At 67.1% G+C, this 1,404-nt stretch carries 1 protein-coding gene; it reads left to right on the top strand.

Going from position 1 to position 1,404, the window contains the following annotated elements; all coding sequences use genetic code 11:
• The first annotated feature begins 177 nt into the window (after positions 1 to 177).
• Entirely contained in the window at positions 178 to 1,380 is a 1,203-nt protein-coding gene (locus ACWGIG_RS38910; protein WP_453326443.1) for an IS110 family transposase, read from the top strand.
• The last annotated feature ends 24 nt before the right edge of the window (positions 1,381 to 1,404 follow it).

Below are 1,404 nucleotides of genomic sequence, written 5' to 3'. Positions count from 1 at the left end.
CCCCCCCTTGTTGACCATGATCCGGGGGGTGGTGTCACCGGTCCCGGAGGCACTGACTGACCGCTGATTAGGGGCATGACCTCCGACTTCTTCGCAGGTCGGGAGGCTCTTCGTAATGTGGATGTGGCGATCGGTGCCGTGGCTTCGAGGCCGGATGAGCACAACCGGAGGTTGCACGTGATCGACACCGGCGACATCGACGTCTATCTCGGCCTGGACGTCGGCAAAGGCGAACACCACGCCACCGCGGTGAACCCGGCCGGGAAGAAGGTCTTCGACAAGCGGCTGCCCAACACCGAACCCAAACTCCGCGAGCTCTTCGACAAGCTGACGGCCAAGCACGGCACCGTCCTGGTCGTCGTCGACCAGCCCGCCTCGATCGGCGCCCTGCCGCTGGCCGTGGCCCGCGACGTGGGCTGCAAGGTCGCCTACCTGCCCGGATTAACGATGCGGCGGATCGCCGATCTCTATCCCGGCGAGGCCAAAACCGACGCGAGGGACGCGTTCATCATCGCGGACGCCGCCCGCTCGATGCCCCACACCCTGCGGTCCATCGAGCTCGAAGACGAGACGATCGCCGAGCTGGAGATGATCGTCGGCTTCGACGACGACCTGACCGGCGAAGCCACCCGCATCGCCAACCGGCTGCACGGCCTCCTCACCCAGATCCACCCCTCGCTGGAACGCGTCCTGGGCCCGCGCATCCAGCACCCGGCCGTGCTACTGATGCTCCAACAGCACGGCTCACCAGCCGAGTTGAAGAAGGCCGGACGCCGCCGTCTGGTCAGCCTGATTCGCCCCAAGGCGCCCAGGATGGCCGAGCGGCTCGTCACCGACGTCTTCACCGCACTCGACGAACAGACCGTCGTCGTCCCGGGCACCGACGCCGCCGCACTGATCGTCCCCAGCCTGGCCGGCTCCCTCAAAGCCGTCCTCGACCAGCGAAAACTCCTCGCCACCCGGATCGAAGAACTGCTGGAGGCCCACCCTCTTTCGAAAGTCCTGACGTCCATGCCCGGCATCGGCGTCAGGACCGGAGCCCGCATCCTCATCGAGATCGGCGACGGCAGCACCTTCGCCACCGCCGCCCACCTCGCCGCCTACGCCGGACTCGCCCCCGCGACCAGGAACTCAGGCTCCTCCATCCGCGGCGAACAACCCTCCCGCAGGGGAAACAAGCAGCTCAAACGGGCCTTCTTCCTCTCTGCCTTCGCCTCACTGGGCGACCCCGTCTCACGGACCTACTACGACAAGAAGATCGCCCAGGGAAAGCACCACACCCAGGCTCTGCTCTGCCTCGCCCGCCGCCGGGCCGACGTCCTGTTCGCCATGCTCCGCGACGGCACCTTCTACGACCCCCAACCCGCCCCAACCCCTTGACCAAAGTCATAGGGGCACCCCCCC

This window comes from Streptomyces sp. NPDC054863, assembly GCF_053610825.1.
This window is presented reverse-complemented; position numbering and strand designations above follow the sequence as displayed.